Source organism: Sphingobium sp. V4 (assembly GCF_029590555.1).
Taxonomy (GTDB): Bacteria; Pseudomonadota; Alphaproteobacteria; order Sphingomonadales; family Sphingomonadaceae; genus Sphingobium.
Window position 1 is genome coordinate 103,059 of the sequence record NZ_CP081002.1, and the last position, 18,854, is coordinate 121,912.

An 18,854-nucleotide genomic window follows, 5' to 3' on the forward strand; every position below is an offset into this window, starting at 1 on the left:
TGGAGAATGACGCATGATCACGCGCCGCCAGGCGCTCACCGGCGCCGCCACGACCGCCCTTGTCACCGCCACCGAAAGCCTTGCCATGACCGGAAAAGACCTCCTCATCACCAATGCCAGGGTCACGACGCTGGACCGGGAGAATCCGGTGGCGCAGGCGGTCGCGATCCGCGATGGCAGGTTCCTGGCGGTCGGTGGCGAGCAGGAGGTGCGCGCCGTCGCCGCGCCCGATGCGCAACTGATCGACGCGAAGGGCCGCCGCCTGATCCCCGGACTGATCGACAGCCACATCCATGTCATCCGGGGCGGCCTCAACTATAATATGGAACTGCGCTGGGAAGGCGTGCCGACCCTGGCCGATGCCATGGCGATGCTCAAGCGCCAGGCCGAAAACACCCCGCCGCCCCAGTGGGTGCGCGTGGTCGGTGGCTTTACCGAACATCAGTTCGTCGAAAAGCGCCTCCCCACCATCGAGGAGATCAACGCCGCCGCGCCCGATACGCCCGTCTTCATCCTCCACCTCTATGATCGCGCGCTGCTGAACGCCGCCGCGCTCCGGGCGGTGGGCTATGACCGGAATACGCCGAACCCGCCGGGCGGCGAGATCGTCCGTGATGCGCAGGGCAACCCGACCGGGCTGCTGCTGGCCCAGCCCAATGCGACGATCCTTTACGCGACCCTGGCCAAGGGGCCGAAGCTGCCGCCCGAATATCAGCTCAACTCCACCCGCCATTTCATGCGCGAGTTGAACGCGCTCGGCGTCACCAGCGTCATCGATGCGGGTGGCGGCTCGCAAAATTATCCTGACGACTATGAGATTATCGAAAAGCTGCACAAGGATGGCGATCTCACCCTGCGCATCGCCTATAATCTCTTCACCCAGAAGCCGAAAGAAGAACTCAGGGACTTCGCTACCTGGTCGACCCAGATCAAGCCGGGCGACGGCGACGATAGCTACCGACACAATGGTGCGGGCGAAATGCTGGTGTATTCGGCCGCCGACTTCGAGGATTTTCGCGTCGCCCGCCCCGACATGCCGCCGGAAATGGAAGGCGATCTGGAACCCGTCATTCGCCTCCTCGCCGAAAGGCGCTGGCCCTGGCGGATGCACGCCACCTATGACCAGACGATCGGCCGCGCATTGGATGTGTTCGAGAAGGTCAATCGCGACATTCCCCTGGCAGGCCTGAACTGGTTTTTCGATCACGCCGAAACGATCAGCGATCGCAATATCGATCGGATCGCCGCGCTGGGCGGTGGCATCGCAGTCCAGCATCGCATGGCCTTCCAGGGCGAATATTTTGTCGAACGCTATGGCGCCAGGGCGGCCGAGGCGACCCCGCCGATCAAGCGGATGATGGCGGCCGGCGTGCCCGTGGGCGCCGGCACCGACGCCACTCGCGTCGCCAGCTACAATCCCTGGGTGTCGCTGTCCTGGCTGGTCACGTCGAAGACGGTCGGCGGTCTCGCCCTCTATCCGGTGCGCAATCGCCTCGACCGCGAAACCGCGCTGCGCCTCTGGACCGAGAAGAACACATGGTTCTCCAACGAGCCGGGCAAGAAGGGGCAGATCAAGAAGGGGCAACTTGCCGACCTGGCGCTTCTCTCGGATGATTATTTTGCCGTGCCAGAGGATGAGATCGCCCATCTCCGCTCCGTGCTGACCCTGCTGGGGGGCAGGATCGTCCATGGCGAGGGCGATTATGGCCCGCTGGCACCGGTTATGCCCAAGGCGATGCCGGACTGGTCGCCTGTTGCGACCTTCGGCGGCTATCATCGCAAGGATGAAACGGCGAAGAAGTTGGCTTCGGCCTGCGGCTGCGCCTCTTCCTGCGGCGTCCATGGTCATGATCATGCCGCTGCGCTGGGCGCGAACGTTCCCGCGGCCGATGTCCAGAGCTTCTGGGGGGCGCTGGGCTGCGGTTGCTGGGCGGTATGACCATGGATCGCGCGCCTTCGCCCTTGCCCTGGCTCCTGCTTCTGCTCTCGGTCACGACCGGACTGGTCGATGCGATCAGCGTGTTGGGCCTTGGCAAGGTGTTCACCGCGAACATGACCGGCAATATCGTCTTCCTGGGTTTTGCGGCTGTCGGTACGCCGGGCTTCCATGCGCCGTCCTACCTCGTCGCCATCCTCGCCTTCCTGATCGGCGCGCTGGTGGCGGGGCGGGTGGGGCGGGGCCATGCCGGCCTGCCGTTGCGACGCTGGCTGCTGGTCGCTGCACTGGTCGAGGCATCGCTGCTCTGGATCGCCGCAGGCGTCGCCACCGGCTTCGAAATGGTCCGCCAGTCCCCGGATGGGCATCTCTATGCCATTATCGCGCTGACCGGCATAGCCATGGGTTTCCGCAACGCCACCATCCGCTCGCTCAAGGTGCCCGATCTCACGACCACCGTCCTTACGCTCACTCTCGCCGGCCTGGCGGCCGATTCGGCGATGGCGGGCGGCGGCAACCCCAACATGGCGCGCCGCATCGGCAGCGTCGTCGCCATCCTGCTTGGCGCTGCTCTCGGCGCCTGGCTGGTCATGGGGCACGGCCTGGTTTTGCCGCTGATCCTCGCGGGAGCGCTCGTGCTGATCGGGACGATCGCCTGCATGATACATCCGGAAGCGGCGCGCCCGGCCGTCTCCTGATCGCAGCGGCGGCGGCCATTGTCTATCGCCCGCCCCTCTGCGATGGAGAGCGTATGATTGATCCTCGCGCCCTGCGGATGTTCCTGGCCGTGTGCCGCGCCAACTCCATCAGCGGCGGCGCGCGGCTGCTCAATATCTCGCAACCCTCCGTCTCCAACGCGATCGCCCAACTGGAGCAATCGGTCGGCGCGACCCTGTTCGAACGGTCCCGCACCGGGATCAGCCTGACCGCCGAGGGCGAAATCCTCCTCCGCCGCGCCGAGACGATCGATTCCGTCCTGCGGGAGGCGGAGGAGGAAATGCAACTCGCGCGCAAGGGCGTGACCGGCCCGCTTCGCGTGGGCGGTACGCCCGGTGCTCTGGTCAGCCTGTTGCCCGAAGCGGTGCGGCGGCTGGAGGACCGGATGGGTCGCTTCACGCTTCATGCCGTCGAGCGGCCCGATCATGACCTTGCCGCGATGTTGCGCGCGGGCGAGATCGAACTCGCCTTCGTCACCACCGGGATCGAGGCACCGCCGGACGATCTGGAGGAAATGACCTTCTCGCGCGATCCTTTTGCGCTGATCGTCGGTCGCCGCAACGATCATCTACCGGCGGAGCTGTCGCTGCGCGACATGGGCGCGATGCGCTGGGTGCTGCCCGAAGCACGCGGCGCCTTCCGCCGCCAGATCGACGCCCTGTTCATGGCTGCCGACGTGCCCGTGCCGCAGGATGCGATACGCTGCGACTCCCTGCTCACGACCAAGGCGATCGTGCGGGGCAGCAACAGGGTGACGATCCTGCCGATGCAGGTCGCTGCGGCCGAACTGTCGATCGGCGTGCTGCGAGCCATCAGCATCCGGGAGTCCGCTTTCCCCCGCAGCGTCGGCATCCGGCGCATGGCGGGCGGGCGGCTCTCACGCCTGGGCGAAGCGCTGCTGGACGCTCTAATCCATAGTTCCAAACTATGATGTCCCTAAAAATCATTATTTTTCTTTGCATGAAAATCGGCGCATAAGCTGCTCGACAAGAGTTTTCGGGAGAGCACGCCGTGCGGCAACTGATCCGCAACATCGCCATCTTCGACGGAACGGGCGCTGCGCCGTTTCCTGGCGCGGTCATTGTAGAGGGCGATCGAATCGCCGCTGTCCTGCACGACGAAGCCGCCATTGCGGCGGTCGAAGCGGACAGCGTGATCGATGGCCTGGGCGCCACGCTGATGCCGGGCATGGTCGATTCCCACACACATCTGACCTGGGGCAGCTCGGTCGAGAAAATCTATCACCAGTTCATCCTGCCGCCCGAGGAGCTGAAGGTCGCCGCGTGGCGCAATGCTCGTGTGCTGCTCGACCATGGCTTCACCAGCCTCTATTCGGCTGGGGCGCTCGGCGACCAGATTGAACCCGAACTGGCCCGCGCGATCGCAGCCGGCCAGACCCCTGGCCCGCGCCTCGTCCCCTCGACCCTCGAGCGCAGCCCTGAAGGCGAAGAGGGCGTCGAAACCGGTGACGTGTTCAACGGTCGTGGCCCCGAAGCCATGCGCGCCTTCGTCGCCTACTGCGCGGCGGAGGGGGTGCAGTCCCTGAAGCTCGTCATTTCGGGCGAGGATGCGCTGAAGCCCGGATCGTCGGGTGACATCCTCTACACGGACGAGGAAATGCTGGCGGCGGGCGAGGCGGCGAAGGAGGCGGGCCTGTGGATCGCCACCCATGCCTATTCGCCGCGCGCGATCAATCTGGCGCTCGAGGCCGGCGCCCGCATCCTCTATCATTGCTCCTTCGCCGACGATGCCGCGATCGACGCGATGGTCGCGAAGAAGGACGAGATTTTCTACGCGCCTGGTCCCGGCGTCTCGGTCGCCGCGCTGGAGGCATCGCCCCCGCCGCATATCGACATGTCCTCGATGAAGGCGAGCGCGGCCGAGCGGCTGGAGCTGGAGAAGGTGCTGGTGCCCAAGCTCAAGGCGCGGGGCGTGCGGGTGCTGCCGGGCGGCGATTACGGTTTCCCCTTCAACCCCAATGGCCGCAACGCCCGCGACCTGGAGCATTTCGTCAACCTTTACGGCTTTACTCCGGCCGAGGCGCTCAGCGCCGCGACCATGCTGGGCGGCCAGTTGATGGGGCTGGAAGTCGGGCAGGTGAAGCCGGGCTATCTCGCCGACCTGCTGCTGGTCGAGGGCGATCCGACACAGGACGTTCGCATCCTTCAGGATGCCAGCAATATCAAGATGATCATGCTGGGTGGGAAGATGCACAAATCCCCCGCGCAGCAGCCCGTGACCGCCTGACCGGAAAGACGCTTTCATGTTCGACGTTGCGATCATCGGCTGCGGGCCGGTGGGTGCCTTTGCGGCCAATCTCCTTGGGAAATCCGGTGTCTCGGTCCTGGTGATCGAGCAGGAAGCGCGCCCCTACCCGCTGCCCCGCGCGGTGCATCTCGACCATGAGATGATGCGTCTGTTTCAGTCCGCGGGCGTGATCGACCGGGTCGCTCCCGACATGCGCGACACCGAAGGCCATCTCCATGTCGGCGCCGACCATGGCGCCATCCGCTACATGGGCACGGTCGGCCGGCCGCGTCCGTTCAGCTGGTCCAACGACTATTTCTTCTACCAGCCCGAACTGGAGGATCATCTCCGCGACGCGCTCGCCGACCATCCCAATGTAACTGTCCAGTTCGGTGTCGCTTTCGAAACGCTGGAGCAAGACGGGGATGGCGTAACGCTGCGCCTGTCGAGCGGTCGCACCGAACAGGCCCGCTATGTCATCGCCTGCGACGGATCGCGCAGCGCGGTGCGCAAGGCGCTGGGCATCAGGCTCGACGATCTGGATTTCGAGGAGCCCTGGCTGGTGGTGGATGCCGAAGTCGACGGTCCTGTCCGCTTCCCCGACCTCTGGGGCGTGCCGCAGGATGCGGACCTTCAGAAACTGTCGGTGATGATGTGCGATCCCAAGCGCCCGGCGACCATCGTACCGGGCCGCGGCAATCACCGTCGTTGGGAATTCATGCTCCTGCCTGGCGAAGACGACCAGGCGATGATGGCGCCGCAAGCAGTCGCAGCCCTTGTCGAACCCTACCTCTCCGGGGTTCCGCACAAGGTGGTGCGCGCGGCGACCTATCGCTTCCATGGTCTGATCGCCGAGCGGTGGCGGCAGGGCGGCGTCTTCCTGGCCGGCGATGCCGCGCACCAGACGCCGCCCTTTTTCGGACAGGGCATGTGCCATGGCTTGCGCGATGTCGCCAACCTTGCCTGGAAACTGGAACTGGTATTGAAGGGTCGCGCTCCCGACGCGTTGCTCGACACCTATCAGCCCGAACGCGATCCCCACGTCCGCGCGGTCATCTCCGCCGCCGTGGGCGCCGGGCGCTATATCTGCATGTTGGACCCCGAAGCGGCGGCCGAGCGTGACGCCCAGATGCGCGAAGCCGCCAAGGGTGCGCAGCATGGCACCGCCGCCGACCTCATCCCCGCCATCGCCACCGGCATCGTTGCTGCCGGCACGCCGGGCGCGGGCGAGCGCTTCATCCAGCCGCGCGTCGGCGATCGGCTGCTGGACGATGTGACCGGCGCCGGCTGGCGTCTCTTCGCCCGGACTGCGGTCGAGGGCGGGGACGTGACCGTCATCGACATCGCAGGATTGGACGACCAGGGCGCGATCGCCGCCTGGCTGGCCGATCGCGGCGCGGAGGCCGTGCTGGTTCGCCCGGACCATTATGTCTTTGGCACCGGCAAGCCTGCCGACCTCATCACGCGCCGCGACGCCCTGATCGCTGGCGCCGCGCATCAGGAGATTGCCGCATGAGCCTCACCCTCGCCCAGGCGCGGATCATCATCGACACGGCGCTGGAAAAGGCGCGCGCCGATGGCGCGCAGCCGCTCGCCGTGGTCGTGCTGGACGCGGGCGCGCACCCCGTCGCTTGTGTGCGCGAGGACGGCGCCAGCCTGTTCCGTTTCGACATCGCTAAGGCCAAAGCCTCGGGTGCGCTGGGGATGGGGGCGGACACGCGGGTCATTGCCGCGCGCGCCGCCTCCAATCCTGCCTTCTTCCAGAGCGTGGTGGCCGTCACCGGCGGCCAGCTCGCTCTGTCGCCCGGCGGCGTCCTGATCCGCGAGATGGAAGGCGCGGTGATCGGCGCCGTCGGGATCAGCGGCGATACGGGCGATTGCGACGAGGCTTGCGCCATTGCGGGCATATTGGCCGCCGGCCTTACCCATGGAGATGTGAAATGAAGTTGCGCAGCATCGAACTGGCGCTGCCGGGCGCGGAGCAGGCCGCTGCCTTCCTGACCGAGATCTGGGGCATGGCCCCGGCCGATGTGGTGGGCAATATCCATTATCTGCGCGGATCGGGCAGCTATCCCTATCTGGTGGCGCTGGAAGAGTCTGTGGATTGCTATGTCCGCTCCACCACCTTCGTCTGCACCGCCGAACGGCTGGCGCAGTTGAAGCAGAGCGTCGCCGCCGCCGGCCTGACCGCCGCGCCGGTGACGTCCGACGATCTGGGCGGCGGCCATGGCATCATCGTCGAGCTGGCGGAGGGCGAATTGCTGCGCTTCCTGGTCGATGCTGCGGAAGTCGCGCCGATCGAGGGCGCCGATCTGCCGGTCAAGCTGACCCATGTGGTGTTCAACAGCGCCGACGCCGAAGCGACCGGCCATCTGGTCGAGGACGCGCTGGGCTTTCGCGTGTCGGACCGGACCAAGGGCATGGTATTCGTGCGCTGCAACGATTCCCACCACAGCACCGCCTTCGCCCGCGCGGGCTTCGCGTCGCTGAACCATATCGCCTTCGAGATGGAGGATCTGGACGCGGTGATGCGCGGTATTGGCCGGTTGCGCGATCAGGACATGGCGCCGGCCTGGGGGCCGGGCCGCCATGGTCCGGGTGCCAACGTCTTCGCCTATTTCATCGCTCCCTTCGGCCCGGTGATCGAATTTTCGACCGCCGTGAACAAGGTGCCCGACGATTATCAGCCCGGCGCACCGGAGGACTGGACCTGGCCGGCCAAGCGGATCGACCAGTGGGGCATGTCCGACAAGGATTTTAACGGTCTGCGCGCCGCCGAGGAGAAATTCCGCCATCGCCGCGATTGGGAGGCCGCCCCGCTTGACGCTTGACCGCCGGGCCGCGCTCGCCGCGCTTGGCGGCGCGCTGCTCGGAACAACCGGAATAAAGGCCGCCCCGCGCGGCAGAGGAGACAGAGACGTGACCCGATTTGTAAGCTTCCGCCGCCCCGACGGCACCCCGAGCTTCGGCCGCCAGAATGGCGAGACGATCGTGGAACTGGCAACCGACGCGACGCCCAGCCTGAAGGCGGCGCTGACCGACGGCAGCCTTGCCGGCCTGACTGACGGCGCGTCCTTCGCCGCCGCCGATGTCGTGCTGCTGCCGGTCATTCCCGATCCCGCCAAGATCCTGTGCGTGGGCCTCAACTATGCCGAGCATGTCAAGGAAACCGGCCGTGAGCAGAAGGCGCATCCGGCGATCTTCGTGCGCTATGCCGACAGCCTGATCGCGGATGGCCAGCCCATGGTGAAGCCCGCCGTCACCACCCGCTTCGACTATGAGGGCGAACTGGCGGTCATCATCGGCAAGCCTTGTCACAAGGTCGCAGCCGCTGACGCCATGGCCTATGTCGCCGGCTATGCCTGCTTTAACGACGGGTCGGCGCGCGATTGGCAGCGCCACAATATCCAGTTCACGCCGGGCAAGACCTTCCCTGGCACCGGCGGCTTCGGCCCCGGGCTGGTGACGCCCGACGCGATCGAGGATTTGGGCGCGCTGCGCGTCCAGACCCGCCTCAATGGCGAACTGGTGCAGGACCAGCCGGTCAGCGACATGATCTGGGACATTCCCACGGTCATCGAATATATCAGCGCCTTCACGCCGCTCGCCCCTGGTGATGTCATCGCCACGGGCACCCCTGGCGGCGTCGGCGACAAGCGTACCCCGCCGCTCTACATGAACGCGGGCGACAAGGTCGAAGTCACCATCGGCACCATCGGCACGCTGACCAACCGCATCATCGACGAACAGTAAGTCCAAGCGACCCAATCATAAGAAGGGGAGGAGTAACCATGCGTAAGTTCCACAAGTCCATCCTGGCCATGGCGGGCGTCAGCACGCTCGCCATCACCGCGCCCGCCTTCGCGCAGGACGCCGCCGCGCCGCAGGAAGCGGCCGAGGAAGCATCGTCGGACATAATTGTTACCGCTCAACGGCGTCAGGAAAAGGTGACGGAGGTTCCCATCTCCATCACCGTCGCCAGCCAGAAGCAGTTGGAGCGTCAGCAGGTCAACAATCTGAACGACCTGAACCGGGTCGCCCCGGCGCTCGAAATCCAGTCGGCTCCGGCCCAGAACACGGGCGGCGGCGGCTCGATCCGCGGCATCGGCACGCAGAGCTTCTCGCCCGGCGCTGTCGCTTCAGTCGGCGTCGTCGTCGATCAGGTCAGCCAGGGCAATGCCAATATCTCTGACCTGTTCGACGTGTCGCGGATCGAAGTGCTGAAGGGGCCGCAAGGAACGCTGTTCGGCCTCACCACGTCGGCCGGCGTGATCAACATCACCACCAATGCCCCTGATCCGACCCAGTTCAGCGGTCGCGTCCGCACCGAATTGTCGGATGCAGGGACGGCCGGCTCCCAATATGGCCAGCAGGTTGTCCAGGGCGTTATCAACGTGCCGATCAGCGCGACCAGCGCGTTGCGCGTCTCGGGCATGAGCAACACCCGTCAGGGTGTCAATCGCAACGCGGTCACTGGCGACTGGAACGACGTCAATCGCTATGCGCTGCGCGGCCGCTTCCTCTGGAACGCGACCGAAGACCTGACCGTCAACCTGATCGGCGACTGGTCGAAGGGCACGACTGAAAATAGCGGCGATTTCTTCACCTTCATCTCCAACACGGCGGCAAACACCGCCTTGCTCAACAGCTGCGGCATCACGCCCGGTGAAGGGAACCAGACCTATTGCCTCGCCAACGGCTATCGTGGCAGCACCAAAGCCTGGGGCGGGTCGGCCCAGGTCGATTATGATGCGGGTCCGCTCACCCTCACATCCATCACCGCCTACCGCAAGACGGATGTGAATTCGGGCGGCGGCAACATCTATCGCGCCGACGCTCTTGCCTCCCGTTTGACGAGCGGGCCGACCGGCACCGACCTGCGCCTGTTCACCCAGGAATTCCGGGCGTCGTCTAACAATAACGACCTGCTCGAATACACCATCGGCGCTTTCTATTCCAATCAGAAGACGGTGCAGCAGCCCGAGCGCTTCACCATTCGCGTGACGCTGCCCAACGGTGTCACCATCACCCCGGTCAACACGCCGGGCGCACTGAACGAGATCAAGGACGAGTCCTTGTCGGTCTTTGGCCAGGGCACGCTGCACGCCAGCGACAGCCTGCGGTTGATCCTGGGCGCGCGCTACACCGGCGGCCGCCTCTCGCTCGACCGGACCGATGCGGGCACGGGCGCGACCAGCTTTGAAGTGTTGAATGTCGACAAGGTTTCCTGGAAGACCGGCGTGCAATATGACATCGCTCGCGACATCATGGCCTATGCCACTGCCGCGCGCGGCTTCAAGGGCGGGCAGATCGCGGTACCGACTGCACCATTGCTGCCCTATGTCGTGCAGCCGGAAATTCCGATGTCCTATGAAGCCGGCCTCAAGGCTACGCTGTTCGGCGGCGCGGTGCTGGATGTCAGCCTGTTCTATAGCAAGATCAAGAACTTCCAGGCTCAGGAATGTAACGTTAACCCGACGACGGCTCAGCTTGTCTGCGCCCAGACCAACATCGACGGGGTCAAGACGCGCGGTGCGGAAGTCAATCTGTTCGGCCAGATTTCCGACCGGCTGTCGATGAACACTGGTTTCATCTACACCAAGGCGACCTATCCGGGTGGCTTTATCGGCAATGACGGCACCGACATCGGCGGCAGCCAGCTGGCTTACTCTCCGCGCTACAAATTCACCCTGTCGGGCGAATATGAGCAGCCGCTGACCGGCGCCATCAATGGCTTCCTTGCGGTCGACACCATCTGGAAATCGCGGATCCGCTACCAGAACACGTCGCGCAGCGAGGAAACCTTCCGTCCCCACTGGACGGTGGGTGGCCGCTTGGGCGTCCGCAGCGAGGATGAACGCTATTCGGCGGGCCTGTTCGTGCGCAACCTGTTCAATGTCCATGAACCGTCGATTTTGCAGAGCAATTTCGGATCGGGTGTCGGCGCCATTTATGGCCCGCAGTCCTTCCGCCAGGTCGGCCTGCAACTCGACGCGAAATTCTGATCGCAATGCGGGCAGCATGACGGCCGGCCGTCATGCTGCCCTTTCGCTGTCGACCTAGGCGATTAGGATGCGGATATGAATCCAGTCAGACAAGCCATCGCCGCGATGGGCACCGACCTTGGCCCGGACGTCCTGGCGCAATGTGGGGCGCTGTTCGATGCCGAGCAATCCGCGCTGGTCGAACAGATGCCGGCATCGGTCGCCGACATCGCATACGGGCCGCATGAGCGCCATCGGCTCGACCTCTACCGGCCGCAGGGCGATGGACACGCGCCCATCCTCGTCTTCGTTCATGGCGGGGGGTTCCTGAAGGGCGACAAGGGCGGCGGCGACGCGTGGCCCAACGCCAATGTCGGCCGCATGGCGGCGCAGGCCGGATTTCTTGGCGTCGTCATCAATTACCGGCTGGCGCCGGATCATGTCTGGCCCACCGGTGCCGAGGATGTCGCGGCCGTGGTCGCCTGGCTCAAGGGCCAGGCCGCGCAGCATGGCGGTGACGCTGATCGGATCGTGCTGATGGGCACGTCGGCGGGCGCGGTGCATGTCGCGGGCTATCTCAAGCTGGCCGGGGCGGACGATATTCGCGCCGCGATCCTGCTGTCCGGCCTCTATGGCTATACCCCGCTCGATCAGCGCGACACGCTCTATTATGGCGAAGCGGCGCTCTATCCCGACCGGATGCCGCTGGAGGCGGTCGCGGCCACCACGCTGCCGCTGTTCCTCGCCTGCGCCGAGTTCGACCCGCCGCGTTTCCAGGCCGAGTTCCTGGGTCTGATGCAGGACCGGCTTGCCCGTCACGGCGCGATGCCGCGGGCGCTGATCCTCAGCGGCCATAATCACTACACTATGCCCATGCACCTTGGCACGGCCGACCGGCGGCTCGCCGACGAAATCTGTGCCTTCGTGCGCGACATCACCGCCTGACAATCATAATCGGAGAAACGAAACCATGCTGGACCGCAGAACCCTTCTGGCCACCGGCGCCGCGTTGATGGCCGCCCCGGCGTTCGCCGCGCGAAAGGCTGCCGATCCTGCCTTTCCCAAGGGCTTCTTCTGGGGAACGGCAACCGCGCCGCACCAGATCGAGGGCAATAATATCGCCAGCGACCTGTGGTTCCTGGAAAATCAGCAACCCACCGTCTTCGCCCAGCCATCGGGCGATGCCTGCAACAGTTTCCTGATGTGGGAAACCGACCTCGACCTCGCCAAAAATATGGGCCTCAACTGCTATCGCTTCGGCATCGAATGGGCGCGGATCGAGCCGGAGAAGGGCCTGTTCAGCGAGGCGATGCTTGACCATTACAAGGCGATCGTAGACGGGTGCCGCGCACGCGGCCTGACGCCGATCGTCACCTACAGCCATTTCACCGCGCCGCGCTGGTTCAGCGCGCAGGGGGGCTGGACCAACCCGGAAAGCGAACAGCTTTTTGCGCGTTATTGCGACAAGGCGACGCGCGCGCTGGGGCAGGGGGTCGAACGGGTCATCACTTTCAACGAACCCAATATCCTGCTGTTGCTGAAGTCGATGCTGCCGCGACAGGTGTGGGACATTCAGAAGCTGACGCTCGACACCGCGGCCAAGCGCCTTGGCGTCGCCAAGTTCGTCTGCGCCAATGTCGCGGCTTTTGACGATCTGCCCGCGCTGCAAAAGGGGCTGCTGGCTGCTCACAAGGCGGGTAAGGCCGCGATCAAGGCGGTGCGGCCCGACCTGCCGGTCGGCCTTTCGCTCGCCATGATGGACGACCAGGCCGTGGGCAAGGCGTCGATCCGCGACCGGATGCGCGGCGAACTATACGGCGAATGGTTGACCGCCGCGAAAGGGGACGATTTCATCGGCGTCCAGAATTACGAACGTGCGCTCTGGGACGATAAAGGCCGTTTGCCTACGCCGGCCGGATCGACCGTCAACTGGTCGGGCACCGAAGTCTGGGCGGGTTCGCTGGCCGGATCGGTGCGCTATGCCCATGAAATCACCGGCGTCCCGATCCTGGTGTCGGAACATGGCGTGGGCAGCGATGACGATGCGATCAGAGCGAAATTCATCCCTGAATCCCTGGCCGGACTGAAGGCAGCCATGGACGACGGCGTTCCGGTGATCGGCTATTGTCACTGGTCGCTGCTTGACAATTTCGAATGGATTTTCGGCTACAAGCCAAAATTCGGCCTCCATAGCGTCGATCCCGTCACCTTCGCTCGCACGCCCAAACCGAGCGCCGCCGTCTATGGCGCGATCGCCCGCCGCAACGCGCTGTAAGGAGAGAAGGCCATGAAGCGCTTGCTGGCCGTCATCGCCTTGGCTGCGGCCGGGCCCGCCATCGCGCAGGACGTACGCATGGAGTCGATTGCTGCGCCCGATCACAAGGACGCGATCGACCTTTATCCCGGGACACCGGCTCCGGCCGGTGCAGGCGAGCAATGGTCGCGTATGCAGGTGACGCTGGGCAGCAACCGGATCGACAATATCATGGTCCGCAACGTCATCCGCCCCACCATCACGCCATATCTGCCCGCACCGGGCAAGGCGACCGGGGCGGCGGTGATCGTCGCGCCGGGCGGGGCGTTCCTGTCGCTGTCGATGACGGGCGAGGGCAGCGACGTCGCGCGCTGGCTGGCGGATCATGGGGTTGCCGCCTTCGTACTGAAATATCGGCTGAATGAAACGCCACGCGATGACCGCGCTTTTCTGGGCGTGATGGGCGCGCGGTTCGGCGCGGCGGCCAAGGGCGACGTGGTCGAGGAGATCAGGGAACCACGCGCCACGCAGGACGCACTGGCGGCGCTGGCCCTGGTGCGGGCGCGTTCCGCCGCGTTTCAGGTCGATCCTGCCAGGGTCGGAATGATCGGCTTTTCAGCCGGCGCGATGGCGACGCTGCGGGCTGTCCTGGACGGGCGGGGCGCGGCGCGGCCGGCCTTCATGGGCTATATTTACGGGCCGATGGCGCCTTTGTCGGTGCCCGCCGACGCGCCGCCTATGTTCGCGGCTATCGCGATGGACGACGGCCTATTCGCGCGACAGAATTTCGGCCTGGTCGAAGCCTGGCGGCAGGCGAAGCGGCCGGTCGAACTGCACGCCTATGAACGCGGCGACCATGGCTTTGGCGCGGGGAAGCCCGGCACGACGACCATGGGCCTGTTGCCGCAATTCCTGTCGTGGATGAACATGCGTGGCCTGCTGGGCGCAAAGGCGGCTCAATGACGCAAGGCGTCTCGATCGGGCGGGAAGCGGCGATCAGCGTCGTCATCAATGGCGTGCTGAGCCTTGCCTTCTTCCTTGGTTTTTTCGGTTTCGATCCGCGCCCGCTCGGCTGGGATACGCCGGATAATCTGGCGCTCGACTTCGTGCCGCAGAGCATCGCCGTTGCTCTGATGAGCGCGTTGGTCCCTTCACTGATCGCGCGGCGCAAGCTGGCCAGCGCGCCGGCCCTGCGCGGCGTCCTGCTGCGGGCGGCGCTGTTCGCGCTGGCCGGTGGCGCGCTCGGCGCGTTGCTGGCCGTTTCGATCGGCGGCCTGGGCTTTGCGCCCATTGCCTGGGGCGCTGCCCTGATTATCAAGATTGCCTATGGCGGCGGGCTCGGCGCATTGGTCGCCAGCCTGGCGCTGCGGCGGCTGTTGGCGTCCGCGCGCCCCGTTTGAACAAGAGGATCGTTCGTCGATGAAAGCCCGCACCCTTCGTTTCGCCGCCCTGCTGGCCTGCACCGCGATCGGCGCGCCGGCGCTGGCGGATGAACTGGCCGATGGCTTTCGCAATCCGCCCCAGTCGGCGCGCCCGCGCGTCTGGTGGCACTGGATGAACGGCAATGTGACCAAGGAGGGGATCGACAAGGATCTCGACTGGATGGCGCGGATGGGGATCGGCGGGGTCCAGAATTTCGACGCCAATCTGATGACGCCGCAGATCGTGCTGCAGCGGCTGACCTATATGACCGACGGCTGGAAGGACGCCTTCCGCCATGCGGTGCAGACCGCCGATGCCAAGGGGCTGGAATTCGCCATCGCCGCCTCGCCCGGCTGGAGCGAGACGGGAGGTCCCTGGGTCAAGCCACAGGACGCGATGAAGAAGCTGGTCTGGAGCGAGACGGACCTGCGCGGCGGCCAGCGGCTGAAGGGCGCGCTGCCCTCCCCGCCGTCGATCACCGGCGCGTTCCAGAGCGCGAAGTTCAGCGACCCGCTGGCGGGAGGTGAGGGCGCAGCCGCACTTCCCACTTCCTATGGCGACGCTCGCGTGCTTGCCTATCCGGTCAAGGCAACTGCCTTGCCTGCGCCCCGCGTCACGCAGGGGAATGGCAGCGCTGTCGCCGCGGCGCCGCTGCTCGACAACGATCTTGAAACCGTGGTGCAGGTCGCGAAAGGCGACGCCGCAAATCCGGGCGCGCTCATCCTCGACTATGGTAAGCCCGTTACCATCCGGTCGGCCAGCCTGTTCGTGCCCCATGCGCGGCCGCCCTTCGGCGATCCGGCATACCGCCCGACGCTGGAGGCGGAGACCGCGCAGGGCTGGCAGCCGATCGGCCGCTTTTCGCTGACCGAAGTGTCAGCAACGGTCGGCTTCGCGCCTGTAACCGCTCAGCGTTTTCGCCTGATGCTCTCGCCCAATGACGCGCCCAAGTCGCCGGGTCTGGGCGACGGCGCGCCCGGCGCGATCATGATCGACGTGTTCGGCCGCGCCGACAGCCCCACGCTTGGCATCGGCGATCTGCGCCTGTCGGCAGAGGCGAAGGTGGATCAATATGAAGCCAAGGCCGGCTACGCCATCGTCGCCGATTATAACAGCCTGAGCGACGCACCCGCGACCGACGCACCGGCCATCGATCCGGCGAAGGTGATCGACCTGACCGACAAGCTGCGTGCCGATGGCACGCTCGACTGGACTGCGCCCAAGGGCAGCGACTGGCGGATCGTCCGCATGGGATGGTCGCTGACCGGCAAGATGAACCACCCCGCCACGCCCGAAGCGACGGGGCTGGAGGTCGACAAATATGACGCCGGCGCCGTGCGCCGTTATCTGGAAACCTATATCGGCATGTATCGCGACACGGTGGGCGCGGACTGGATCGGCCGGAAGGGCATCCGCGCGCTGCTGACCGACAGTATCGAGGTCGGCGCGTCCAACTGGACCCCTCGCATCGTGGATGAGTTCAAGGCCCGGCGCGGCTATGACCCGGTGCCTTTCCTACCGACCTTGACCGGCGCGGTCGTGGGGTCGGCCGCGCGCAGCGACGCCTTCCTGCATGATTATCGCCAGACGTTGGCTGACCTGATGGCCGACGCCCATTATGGCACAGTCGCTGAGGTCGCGCATGAGCATGGCTTGACCGTCTATGGCGAAGCGCTGGAAAATGGGCGCCCGGTGCTGGGCGATGACCTTGCGATGCGGTCTCATGCCGATGTGCCCATGGCGGCGCTCTGGACCTTCAACCGGGGTGGCAAGCCGCGCCCGACTCTGATCGGTGACATGAAGGGCGCGGCCTCGGTCGCCCATATCTATGGCCAGAATATCGTCTCGGCCGAATCCATGACATCGGCCTTTGCGCCCTGGGCGTTCGCGCCGTCGGACCTGAAGCGCGTCATCGACCTGGAATTCGCATCGGGTGTCAACCGGCCGATTGTCCACACCTCGGTCCATCAGCCGGTAGACGACAAGGTTCCGGGTCTCAGCCTCATGATCTTCGGCCAATATTTTAACCGGCATGAAAGCTGGGCGGAGATGGCCAAGCCCTGGGTCGATTATATGGCCCGCACCGGCTATCTGCTTCAGCAGGGCCGGGACCAGGCCGACCTCGCCTATTTCTATGGCGAAGATACGCCGATCACATCCTTGTTCGAACATGGCGTGCCTGCCGACCTGCCGACCCGATACGCCTATGACTTCGTAAATTCCGATATCCTCGCCAAGCGCATGACCATCGATAATGGGGAACTGGCGGCAGGCAGCGCCCGTTACCGCGCATTGTATTTGGGTGGCACTAGCCGGGTAATGACCCTGACGACCCTGCAGCGCATCGCGACGCTGGTGGAGGACGGGGCGACTGTCATCGGCCTGGCCCCCGAACGGGCGCCCGGCCTTAAGGACGACGCGGCCACGTTCAAGGCGCTCGTCACCCGCCTGTGGAGCGGTGCGCCGGTCGGTAAGGGCCGGGTGATCGCCAGCCGTGACGTTGAAGCAGCGTTGGCCAGCATCGGCATCGGACCGGATTTCCGGATCACGGAAGGCGCGGTCGACGCCGACTATCGCTTCGTCCATCGCAAGCTGGCAGACGGCGACCTATATTTCGTCAACAACCGCACCGACAAGGCTGGCCGGATCGAAGCGCGCTTCCGCGTGACGGGCAAGCAGCCTGAACTGTGGCGCGCTATCGACGGCACGGCAGCGCCCATCTCCTACCGCATCGAGGGCGGCGAGACGGTGATCCCGCTCGATGTCGGGGCCGAAGACGCTTTCTTCATCCTGTTCCGCAAGCCTGCCGTCGCGCCTGCCGTGGCCGTGGCGGCCAAGACGACCTATCCGGTCATGACCCTGAGCAACCCCTGGTCGGTCAGCTTCCAGCCCGGTCGCGGTGCTCCGGCGAAGATCGAGATGCCCAAGCTCACGCCGCTGGAAAGCAATGCGGACAAGGGCGTCCGCTATTTCTCCGGGGTTGCGACCTACAGCACGCGCTTCGCCCTGCCCAGGGGCGTGAAGGCTGGCGCGCCGCTCTGGATTGATCTCGGCCGGATCGGCGATGTGGCGGAGGTCCGCGTCAACGGGCAACTGGCCGGAACCAGCTGGTTCGCGCCCTATCGGATCGACATCGGCAAGCTCGTGAAGGCGGGCACCAATCAGCTCGAGGTCAAGGTCGCGAACCTGTGGGTCAACCGCCTGATCGGCGACCAACAGCCCGGCGCGCCGAAAGTCACCTTCACCGCCGCCCCGACCTACCGGCCCGATGCGCCGCTGCGGCCCGCCGGCCTGATCGGTCCCGTCACCTTGCAGGCGGAGGGTGACCGCCAGTGATCGCGGGCCAGCCGGGGAAGACATAGGCTCCATCGGGGAACTTCCGGCCCGCCGGCGCGCTGGTGCGGCTGGAGGTTCGTCCATGGCTGCGCGCGCTTATTGGCAGGGTCAGATCCGTCTGGCGCTGGTGTCCATCCCGGTGGAAATCTATCCTGCCACCAAATCGGGGGCGGCCGTTTCCTTCCGCCAGATCCATGAACCCAGCGGCAAGCCCATCAAATATGAGAAGGTCGTTTCCGGCGTCGGCCCCGTCGATCCCGACGAAATCCTCAAGGGCTATGAAGTTTCCAAAGGCAATTATGTGCTGCTGGAGCAGGAGGAAATAGAGGCGGTCAAGATCGAGAGCCGCAAGACGCTGGAACTTGTCCAGTTTGTCGAGGCGGACGCCATCGACGTCCTTTATTATGAAAAGCCCTATTTCGTCCTCCCCGCCGACGACCTGGCGGAGGAAGCCTATGCCGTACTCCGCGACGCCCTGCGCCAGACGCGCAAGGTCGGCCTCGGCCAGCTGTCGGTGCGCGGGCGCGAACAACTTGTCTCCCTGAAACCCTGCGGTCGCGGCCTTGTGCTTGAGGTGCTGCGCTACGCCGATGAGGTGACGAAGGCGCAGACCTATTTTCGCGGCCTGCCGGACACAGAAGCCGATGCAGACCTGCTCGACCTTGCCACAACCATCATCGAAAAGAAGACCGGCCCCTTCAAGCCGGAGGAATTCCACGACCGCTATGTCGATGCGCTTCACCGGCTGATCGACAAGAAGAAAAAGGCGAAGGGCAGGCGCGTGCTGGAGGACGTCGAGGAGTCGGCCCCATCCCGCGGCGGGAACGTCATCGACCTGATGGCGGCGCTCAAGAAGTCGGTCGGGGAAGGCAGTCGCGCGGCGCCCGCGAAGAAGGCCGCCGCAGGCAAGAAGGCGCCGGCCAGGCGCCCCGCTGCCGCACGCAAGAAGACCGCCTGA

Annotated in this window: 15 protein-coding genes; all 15 read left to right on the forward strand. The window is 65.4% G+C overall.

The window, feature by feature from the left end; translation table 11 throughout:
* Positions 1-13: 13 nt before the first annotated feature.
* The 15 genes from K3M67_RS16320 (at position 14) to ku (ending at position 18,854) form a co-directional block, all read left to right on the forward strand.
* On the forward strand, positions 14-1,939 hold the full coding sequence (locus K3M67_RS16320) for an amidohydrolase (RefSeq protein WP_285833438.1): 1,926 nt from the start codon (positions 14-16) through the stop codon (positions 1,937-1,939).
* Positions 1,936-2,634 (forward strand): YoaK family protein, encoded by a 699-nt coding sequence (locus tag K3M67_RS16325; RefSeq protein ID WP_285833439.1) that lies wholly within the window; start codon positions 1,936-1,938, stop codon positions 2,632-2,634. Before K3M67_RS16320 ends, K3M67_RS16325 begins: the two co-directional genes overlap by 4 nt.
* 53 nt (positions 2,635-2,687) lie before the next feature.
* The gene (locus K3M67_RS16330; protein ID WP_066858903.1) at positions 2,688-3,584 is read left to right on the forward strand and encodes a LysR family transcriptional regulator; all 897 of its coding nucleotides are present in this window, start codon (positions 2,688-2,690) and stop codon (positions 3,582-3,584) included.
* An 80-nt stretch (positions 3,585-3,664) separates the two neighbouring features.
* Positions 3,665-4,900, forward strand: a complete 1,236-nt coding sequence (locus K3M67_RS16335) for an amidohydrolase family protein (protein ID WP_285833440.1) — start codon at positions 3,665-3,667, stop codon at positions 4,898-4,900.
* A gap of 16 nt (positions 4,901-4,916) precedes the next feature.
* The gene (locus K3M67_RS16340; protein WP_285833441.1) at positions 4,917-6,416 is read left to right on the forward strand and encodes a bifunctional 3-(3-hydroxy-phenyl)propionate/3-hydroxycinnamic acid hydroxylase; all 1,500 of its coding nucleotides are present in this window, start codon (positions 4,917-4,919) and stop codon (positions 6,414-6,416) included.
* Positions 6,413-6,844: a GlcG/HbpS family heme-binding protein gene (locus K3M67_RS16345; RefSeq protein WP_285833442.1), complete on the forward strand. Its 432-nt coding sequence runs from the start codon at positions 6,413-6,415 to the stop codon at positions 6,842-6,844. The genes K3M67_RS16340 and K3M67_RS16345 overlap by 4 nt, the downstream gene beginning before the upstream one ends.
* Positions 6,841-7,731 (forward strand): VOC family protein, encoded by an 891-nt coding sequence (locus K3M67_RS16350; protein WP_285833443.1) that lies wholly within the window; start codon positions 6,841-6,843, stop codon positions 7,729-7,731. Before K3M67_RS16345 ends, K3M67_RS16350 begins: the two co-directional genes overlap by 4 nt.
* An 88-nt stretch (positions 7,732-7,819) precedes the next feature.
* A complete protein-coding gene (locus K3M67_RS16355) occupies positions 7,820-8,653 on the forward strand; it encodes a fumarylacetoacetate hydrolase family protein (RefSeq protein ID WP_285833444.1) in 834 nt (277 codons plus the stop codon).
* A gap of 38 nt (positions 8,654-8,691) precedes the next feature.
* Positions 8,692-10,905 carry a TonB-dependent receptor gene (locus K3M67_RS16360; protein ID WP_285833445.1) on the forward strand — a complete coding sequence of 738 codons (2,214 nt, stop codon included), beginning with the start codon at positions 8,692-8,694 and terminating at the stop codon, positions 10,903-10,905.
* A 75-nt stretch (positions 10,906-10,980) separates the two neighbouring features.
* Entirely contained in the window at positions 10,981-11,829 is an 849-nt protein-coding gene (locus K3M67_RS16365; RefSeq protein WP_285833446.1) for an alpha/beta hydrolase, read from the forward strand.
* 25 nt (positions 11,830-11,854) lie between these two features.
* Positions 11,855-13,159, forward strand: a complete 1,305-nt coding sequence (locus tag K3M67_RS16370) for a family 1 glycosylhydrolase (protein WP_285833447.1) — start codon at positions 11,855-11,857, stop codon at positions 13,157-13,159.
* Positions 13,160-13,171: 12 nt separating this feature from the next.
* Entirely contained in the window at positions 13,172-14,101 is a 930-nt protein-coding gene (locus tag K3M67_RS16375; RefSeq protein WP_066858912.1) for an alpha/beta hydrolase, read from the forward strand.
* Positions 14,098-14,538: a hypothetical protein gene (locus tag K3M67_RS16380; RefSeq protein ID WP_285833448.1), complete on the forward strand. Its 441-nt coding sequence runs from the start codon at positions 14,098-14,100 to the stop codon at positions 14,536-14,538. Before K3M67_RS16375 ends, K3M67_RS16380 begins: the two co-directional genes overlap by 4 nt.
* A 19-nt stretch (positions 14,539-14,557) precedes the next feature.
* A complete protein-coding gene (locus K3M67_RS16385; protein WP_285833449.1) occupies positions 14,558-17,896 on the forward strand; it encodes a glycosyl hydrolase in 3,339 nt (1,112 codons plus the stop codon).
* An 82-nt stretch (positions 17,897-17,978) separates the two neighbouring features.
* Entirely contained in the window at positions 17,979-18,854 is an 876-nt protein-coding gene (gene ku, locus K3M67_RS16390; RefSeq protein ID WP_066858915.1) for a non-homologous end joining protein Ku, read from the forward strand.